This window comes from Agromyces bracchium (assembly GCF_009709675.1).
GTDB lineage: Bacteria > Actinomycetota > Actinomycetes > Actinomycetales > Microbacteriaceae > Agromyces > Agromyces bracchium.
Window position 1 is genome coordinate 19,559 of the sequence record NZ_WMLB01000036.1, and the last position, 8,236, is coordinate 27,794.

The window sequence follows — 8,236 nt, forward strand, 5'->3', positions numbered from 1 at the left end:
GGAACGTGGCGCCGCTGCCCGTCGAGCAGCGGTTCGCGACGGACTTCGACCTCTGGGCGATCGTCGTCGGCATCTCGGCGTACCGTGATGAAGGACTGAACCTGGCCTGGGCGCGTCGGGATGCTGAGAAGCTCGCTGAACTGATTCAAACGCCCTCCGGCGGCGGCTTCAAGCCCGAGCACATCCGACTGCTAGTCGACGCTCAAGCCACCACTGCCGCGATCACGAGCGCTCTGCGGAGCTTCCTCCAAAAGCCCAAGCCGGAGGATATGGTCCTCCTGTACTTTGCGTGCCATGGCTCGCCCGACCCCGTGCGGCCAAACGTCACATACCTCTATACGCATGACACGGATCGAAAGAACGTGTCTGGAACCGCGCTGCCGATGCGCGAGATCAACATGTCGCTCCAAGAGAACCTGGCAGCCGAAAAGGTCGTCATCATCGCCGACACGTGCCACAGCGCCTCGATCGCCGACGTCGACGGTGTTCGTGGCGGCGGCAACGATGCCGAGGTGGTCAACACCTACTTGGAGAAGGTCAGTCGAGCGCACGGCGGCGTTGCGCTGCTGACCTCGGCTCGGGCGAACGAGACCGCGAGGGAGGACGAGCGATGGGACGGTGGGCACGGCGTGTTCACCCACTTCCTGCTGCGGGGCCTGCAAGGCGAGGCCGACGGCTACCGCCGCCCGAAGGACGGCATCGTCAGCGTCGGCGAGCTATTCGAGTACGTCCGCGACAACGTCCAACGCGAGACCGATGACCAGCAGCACCCAGTCATCGGGCCCGCCCTCTTTGACGCAGACCTGCCCATGGCCGTCTCCGGCGGCGTTGACGCGCGCGAACACGTCGAACTCGCTCGCAGACTGCTCGTGCTCGGGCACCGACTTGATGAGCGCGACCGGTACTTGGCGGCAGCGAGAGAGTACTCGGCGGCGATCAGGCTCTCGCGGTTGGCCGGGGCAGCGCTACCCGAGGCCATGCTGGGACTCGGGCGAGCCCTCCTTGCCGCCGACGATGCGGCGGGATGCGTAGCGGCGGTCCAGCCCCTCATCGCCGATCCACTTCCTGCGGGCGGGGAGGAGGCGCTTCTGCTGCGCGGCGTGGGGAGGGCGAAGCTCGGAGACGTCCAAGGCGCGAAGGCATCACTCGAGCAGTTCGTGGCCGCGAGCCCCGAGCACGAGTACGCGGACTTTGCCAGAAGCTACCTGACGCGCCCGCAACAGGGACCGGGGCATCGGTTCGCCTTGCTCATCGGGATCGACGAATACTCCTACCCGAACCTCGCCAACCTCAGCGGTTGCGTCAACGACGTCGCAATCATGGAGCGCGTCTTGTCCTCGCTGGCTGGAGCCGACCCCGACGAGACCGTTGTTCTCACCAATGCATCCGCCACCAGGGCCGGGATCGCAGCCGCCTTCGCGAACCTGGCTGAACGCGCCGCCCCGACAGACACCGTACTGGTCCAATTCAGCGGCCACTCGCTCCCGGACTCCGTCCAAAATCGGGCTGAACGCGGTGATCTCTACCTCTTCATGCACGATACGGTCGACGCCGGATCGGGCGTGTCCGCGTCGGAACTCCACGCCTGGCTCCAGGCGATTCGAAGCCGACACACGACCATTGTGCTCGATACTCACCCCCACCGCGCATTCCTGGAGCTGGCTGAGCGTGAGGGCGACTACCGGGTGCTGCTCGCCTCGGACTCCGCACAGATGGCCTTCGAAACGAGCGTCGAGTTCGATGGACGGCTCGTCACCGCTGGCAGCTTTACGACTGCGCTCGCTGGCGAGCTCCAAGAATCCGACCCCGTGACCCTCACGTTCGGCGGCTTGCTGGACGGTGTCATCCGTCGACTGGCGGTGGGCGGACCTCAGCCGGAGTCGCCGGCGGACCCCGACGTCGCCCCGTCCGAGATCAGCTCGCTCATCCCAGTGCTGATCGGCGATCGGGACGACCTCGTGTTCGGCGAGAGCGACATCCACCTGTGGGCGTTCGATTTCGCCCTCCGGCGGACCTATCCGCGCGAGACCGTGGAACGTCTGCGGGCCCGCCGCCGCCGCGTGCCACGCGGACTCACCGACGCGCTCCCCTCGATCGAGGTGAGCTTCGCCCGGGCCTTCATCGAACGCGGGGCGATTGAAGACGCACGGAGCGTCCTCGAGACGGTTGCTACGCGCGACGGACCACACGCGATCGAAGCCGTGCGCCTCCTCGCCGCCGCGCAGCTCGGCGGATCGCGGCTACGTGACGCGCCCACGACGCTGCGCGTGCTGGCGGACCGGATCGAGCGAGCCGACCTCCGCGCCGCGCTCACCGAGCAGGCAGCGCAACTCGAACACACGCGTCGGCGTGCCCTCCTTGTGGGCATCGAGCTGTACGAGAACGGCGAACTTGCAGGCGTGAAGGGTGCGCTCAACGATGTCCGACTCATCCGCAAGGCTCTTCAGGAGCACTGCGGATTCGCTGACGACGACATCACTGTGCTCCAGAACAGGAAGGCGACGCGCGCTGCGATTGTCGAGTCGTTTCGCCAGTTGGCCGACGCCGCCCGCACAGAACCCGCGCTCTTCTACTTCGCCGGAAATGGCTCCAACGATCGTGATGGCATTCCGACCCTGGTGAGCACCGACGGGCGCCTCGGCGAGGTCTACGACATCCGCGTTGACGAGCTTGCCTCAATGGCCAAGGCGGCCGACGCCGCCAACCTTGTGAGCATTGTCGACGCCAGCTTCATCCGATACCTGGGAGCGGGCGGGTATCGAAGCGTGCCAACCGATCTCCGGGAACGCCGTCCGGATCGCCAACGCGGGTTCTTTGATACCGCTCTTTCTGGATTGGTTTCAGTGGTATCCCGGCTGGTCCCTTCCTTATCGCTCGGCAAGCGCGACCTCGCTGTGTCGCAGCTACGCATAGGTTCTGTCACGATCTATGACCGGCAGGCGATCGAGGTGAGCTGGCGCGTCGCGCAAGGGAACCTGCCGACCGATCCCAAGCCGGGTGCTCAGGGTTCACTCACCCGTCAGCTCACGCGAGCACTCACTCGAGGCAATGCGCACTCGTATCGCGGTTGGGTCGAGTCGGCTCGAGCCGAATCTGTTTCCGACCCCCTCGTGTTCGCCGAGGAGGAGCTCCTCGACGAGCCCGTCTTCGAGAATCACCGCGTCCGCGAATCCGCACGCACCGTGCTACGGAAGCTCGACGCCGAGCCGATCGCCGAAGCCGTCACCATCCTCCGGCGTCTGATCGACGAGCGTGAGAAGCGGGGCGACTGGGATCCCGCGGGGCGGCTCGATCTAGGTATCGCATGGGCCGCTGCCGGAGACCACGCCGCATCCATCGATGTTCTCGAGCGCGCCGTGTCCCTCTACCGCGACCCGACGATCATGATGCGCGAGCGCGAGCATGACCCGCGCGCCGATGCCCGCCTCCGAGAGGCGCATTACCAGCTTGGTCGCGTCCTCTACGAGAGCGGCACCGACTTCACAAAGGCTGTGAGCGAACTCGACAAAGCTGCCGCGATGGACCCGCACGACGCTCGTGCGCGGTACTACCTAGGCCAGGCGATCCGTCAGATGGTCGAGCGCGAGACCCTAGCAAAGGCGACGACCGCTTTGATCGAGTACCTGCAGATGGGTGCGCCGCTCGGTGACGAGGACGGCGTGCGCGAGTTCTTGGGCTCGCGAGCGGCGCCAACGTCTAGCAGCGAAACTCTTGAACCTCCGGGGTAGGTCATGTGCGACAGATCCCCTGTGACGGCCGCCTCCCCCGACATAGCCTGCGTCGACACCGCCCTGCATTCTTGAATACTTGGGTACATATTGTGTCCGCGGTGAAATCCGCGCCCTTCCGACCCCACCAGTGCAATCGTCTGGCGCGTCAGGCCTCAACACTCGACCGATGCGCGTCCCGTACCCGCACAAGGCGCGGTCAAGAGGGCCATTTTCGAATCGAAGGTGTGAGGCGCCCCGGGTTTAGTGGAGGGCGAGTTCTCCCAGCTGCGGTTGCTGCTGGGGGTGGATCTCACGGTAGTACTCGTTCTCTTTCTCGATCGGGGTGAGGTAGCCGATCGAGGAGTGCAGGCGGTTCTCGTTGAACCAGTGCACCCATGACAGGGTCGCGAGCTCGAGCTCGTCGGCCGTGCGGAACGGGCCGTCGATCTTGACGCACTCGGTCTTGTAGAGCCCGACGACGGTCTCGGCGAGGGCGTTGTCATAGCTGTCGCCGACAGACCCGATCGATGCGATCGCGCCGACCTCGGCGAGCCGGTCGGTGTAGCGCAGCGCGGTGTATTGCGACCCGGCGTCCGAATGTTGAATCACGCCGGTGACGTCTTCGCCGGCGGTGTCGCGGATCCACAGCGCCATCTCGAGCGCGTCCAACGGCAGGTCGGTCGGCATCCTCGACATGGTCCGCCAGCCCACGATCCGTCGTGAGAACACGTCGGTGACGAACGCGGTGAACGCCATCCCAGGCCACGTCGGGACGTACGTGAAGTCGACGACCCAGAGTTCGTTGGGCCGGTCGGCGCGGAACTCGCGCTGCACGTGGTCCGGGGCTCGCGTGGACGAATCGTCGGGCCTGGTCGTGACGAATCCCTTGCCGCGGCGGATCCCGCGCAGCCCGAGCTGCCGCATGAGGCGTTCGACCGTGCAGCGGGCCACGTCGATGCCCTCACGCTTGAGCAGCCGCCAGACCTCGCGGGCGCCGCTGATGCCACGGCCGAGGTTGCGGTCCCAGAACACCCTTTCGATCTGCACGGCCAGCTCCGCATCCTGCAATGCACGGGGCGACGGCGTCCTCGTTCTTCGCGCGGGAGCTCGACCCCGCGACTGCCCTGGTAGTGGCGTTCATCGACGACCACGACTGCCGCGTTCTACGACAGCTCCGGGTCCTCCTTGCGCGCCTCCTGCACGACGTCCTCACGCGCGGGCTTCTTCAAGAAGCTGCGCAGCGCTTTGGTGATCGCGGCGGTCGTCGCCTTCTCGTCGATCACCAGCTCGATGCGCTCGGGCTCGAAGCCGCCGCCCGCCGGCGTCTGGATGAGCTTGTACAGCTCCTTCGCGTCGCGGTTGGCCCACGCCAGATTCAGCCGGTCGTGCGCGTACATCGAGATGCCGACGATGATCGCCCACCGGTTCGCGAGAGCGCCGTACCGCTGCGCGACCGGCAGCGGACCGACGGTGCGCTCGTTGTCGGGCGCCTCGCCACCGGTCATGGCGTGCCGATCGGCTCCGGCGTCCCGGTCGATGTGGACGCCGCGTACCCCCAGGTCCCGCCGTCGCCCGAGATGTCGACGATCTCGTAGGCGAACTCGATCCCCTGGGCCTGGCGCAGCCCCTCCGCGGGCTGTCGGCCCACTCCGAACTTCTCGAACGCAAGGAAGCTCGTGCGGTACAGCCCGATCTCCTTGCCGACGGCGGCCTGCACGAGCTGGCTTCCCACGCGCACCACCGTTGCGACAGCAGCGACTGTACCGACGGCCACGGCGACCTGCGGCGCCGCGAGCACCAGACCGCCGATCGCCGTGAGTGCGCCTTGGATCGTCGTGTCGTTGGCGGCGTCCTCGAAGAGCTTCGCCAGATCGACCCCCTTCGTGTCGTCGCGGTTGACCCAGATCGCGATGTCGAGGAACTCGTGGACGTCGCCGAGGTACAGCTGCAGCTTGTCCATAGGCAGCAGGTCGCCGTCCTGGATACCCGGGAACCGGAAGGTGAACGGCTGCGCGATGACCTGGCCGTCCCGCTGCGTGGTGATGACCAGGGCGTCGACGCGCACCACCGCCTTGAACAGCGCCTTGTTGTTGCGCACCTTGAGCGCGACTAGCCGGACAGCCACCCGCGAGGGCGCGTCGACCTGTCCGCGCGGCTGGGCGATCCGCATCGACAGTGGCGGGAGGTCGGTGATCGCGAACGCGGGTTCGCGCACGTCGATCCTCGCGTCGGGCGAGACGAAGAAGTCGATCGTGTCGGCAGAGTACCGGGGCGGCGGGCCGGACGTAGGGACGCCCGCCGACCAGTTGCGGGTACCCGTCGCCGCCTCGGCGAGGAGCGACTCGAGCTCGGACAGGGGCGCGCCGCGCCGCGTCTGCGCGTCCTTGGGAGTCTCGAGGAGGGTGAACTCCTGCGGCTTATTCGCGGCGATGACCACGAGCGTCTCGAGGCGCTCCTCATCGTCGGGAATCGTGGGGTCCCACGACAGCTCGGCGCCGTCGTCACCGCCGGCGACCTTCGTCTCACCGGGCTCGATGCGCCAGCCGGAGGGCTCGCCCTGACTGAGCATCACTACCCGCGAGGCGAGGTCGATGTCGAAGAGCCCGACGTAGACGGGCGTGTCGGCGGTGTTGGTGATTCCGACGCTGATCTTGTCCCCGGGATGGAATCGCTCGCCGGCGAGATCACGCGCCGCCCGCCCTGCGGGGTCATGCTCGAAGAATTCGACCCGCACGAGCCTCTCCCGTTCCGCCTCTGCGTCGGCCGACCGCAGACGCCGCAGACGCTCGGCCTTCACTACGCGTTCGGCAAGGGCGACTGCTGACTTGCAGCCTGCTTCGTCGGTCGAGAGGCCGTCACGGTTGATCGGCAGGCCGCTGCCGTCGAGGACGGTGAGCGCGCCGTCTCCGACGATCGCGGCAGCCGCCGGTTCCGCGGCGTCCCGCTGGTCGTCGAGGACACGGAGCAAGGACGAAGCGGCGATCACCTCGGCCAGCGGCTTGGCGACCTTCTCGGCGACCTCCAGTCGCACGGGCCGCGGCGAGGCGGTGCGCACCGGTATCGCGATCAGCTCGGCAGCACCCTCGGCGAGGGGCGGGTCGGGCCTCAGCTGGGCGCGGTCGTCCGAGAGCTCGGTCACTTCCGCCTTGGCCACTGCCGTCCCGGCATCGTCGACGAGCTGGAAGCTGTCACCCTGCGCCGCCCCGAAGAGGCCGGCCGGCTCGATCGTGAGGACCGACTTCTTCCTCGTCACGGGCACGGCGCCGGCGGCAGAGCGGGTCTCGAGGGAGAAGGCCACGCGGTCGCCGGGACCCTCGACCTCGGGGCGCTGCATCGGGATCTCGGCGCTCACCCTCGTGCGCACGCGGTCGCCGATCCAGCGCCAGGTTACCGGCCGGCCGTCGAGTTCGCGGAGTGCGATGGTGAGCTGCTCCGTCAGTGCGCCGTGCCGGCCGCCCAGAACGCTGTCGCGCTCGTAGGCGGACTGGGTCGGGTCGCACGCGACGATCCGCACTGCGAGCCGATTGGACATGTCCCAGCCGTCGGGAGCAGGACCGAGCTGGGCGAGCACGGGCAGCGCGCCCGCCATGGGAAAGCCCCGAGGCGCGGCCTTCGGAGTCAGCGACGCAGCGCGCGACTGCGTCGCCCCGCGCGACATCGTCGCGGAGTGGCAGCAGTCGAGGATCGTCGTGACATTCTGCGTCCGCGCGCTGAGCCGGGCCTGCAGTGTGCTGAGCTCCTGGGCGAGGAGCCCGCGGTAGTCCGACTCGGTCGTCGCCGCCATATCGATCGGGACGATGTACTGCAGGTGCGACGGTTCGCCGCGGCGCTGCCGCTCCTGCCAGTCGTCGAACCGATCCCGGCCGCCGTGTCCCGAGTAGTACACGACGACTGGGTCGGTCGAGCCTTCCGGGGTGTCGGCGATCAGCTTCTCGTACGCGTCGAGGATGCCCGCCCGCGTCGCCGCGTCGTTGATCTTCACCGTCACCTCGAACCCGTGGTCCGAGAGGCTCTCCGCCATGAGCTCCACATCGCCGTTCACCCCGGTCAGACCGAAAGTCTCGCTTCCGATCAGCAACGCGCGCTTCCCCATCGTGCCGGCCCCCTCACCGTCATCTGAGCGAAGGATATTGCAGCGCGGACGGCCGCACCACCACTCCGGAGGCGCCCGGTGATGCCACGCGAGACGCGAGCATAGGGCTGCCCTCGATCCGATAGCTCACCGCGATGCTTGGCACTCGCCGTGCGTGATGGCGATCGTACGGGCACCATGCGCGATGGCGATCTGGATAGCGAAGCTGCCCACACCGGATGAGGCGGCACCGACAACGAGGGACTTACCGGGTGCAAGCCGACTCCTGGTTTGTACCGGCACTCGGAGTCGGAACGAGGGAAACCGACGTCGACGACCAGTGATTCGGCCTGGGTTTCGTTCCTATCGGTTTCCCTGTCCGGCGGTTGCGGCCAGGCCTGATTCTTGGTCAGCGTAGTAGGCCTGCTCGACCTCGATCGGGGTGCGCAGGTCG

At 67.4% G+C, this 8,236-nt stretch carries 3 protein-coding genes and 1 pseudogene; 1 reads left to right on the forward strand and 3 read right to left on the reverse strand.

Annotated features, from left to right (window positions below; translation table 11 throughout):
* Positions 1 to 5: 5 nt before the first annotated feature.
* On the forward strand, positions 6 to 3,728 hold the full coding sequence (locus tag GJ743_RS15780) for a caspase family protein (protein ID WP_155052867.1): 3,723 nt from the start codon (positions 6 to 8) through the stop codon (positions 3,726 to 3,728).
* 243 nt (positions 3,729 to 3,971) lie between these two features.
* Here GJ743_RS15780 and GJ743_RS15785 read toward each other — a convergent pair.
* The 3 genes and pseudogenes from GJ743_RS15785 to GJ743_RS15795 form a co-directional block, all read right to left on the reverse strand.
* Positions 3,972 to 4,811 (reverse strand): annotated as a pseudogene (locus tag GJ743_RS15785) (IS3 family transposase); the annotation flags it as partial.
* 62 nt (positions 4,812 to 4,873) lie between these two features.
* Complete coding sequence (locus GJ743_RS15790; RefSeq protein WP_155052869.1) at positions 4,874 to 5,215, reverse strand: caspase family protein; 342 nt, start codon at positions 5,213 to 5,215, stop codon at positions 4,874 to 4,876.
* Positions 5,212 to 7,803, reverse strand: a complete 2,592-nt coding sequence (locus tag GJ743_RS15795) for a caspase family protein (RefSeq protein ID WP_155052870.1) — start codon at positions 7,801 to 7,803, stop codon at positions 5,212 to 5,214. The genes GJ743_RS15790 and GJ743_RS15795 overlap by 4 nt, the downstream gene beginning before the upstream one ends.
* Positions 7,804 to 8,236: the final 433 nt, after the last annotated feature.

Bases quoted from the DNA above. Each gene is read 5' to 3' on its own strand.
- GJ743_RS15790 (WP_155052869.1), bottom strand. From the start codon at position 5,215: ATGACCGGTGGCGAGGCGCCCGACAACGAGCGCACCGTCGGTCCGCTG.
- GJ743_RS15795 (WP_155052870.1), bottom strand. From the start codon at position 7,803: ATGGGGAAGCGCGCGTTGCTGATCGGAAGCGAGACTTTCGGTCTGACC.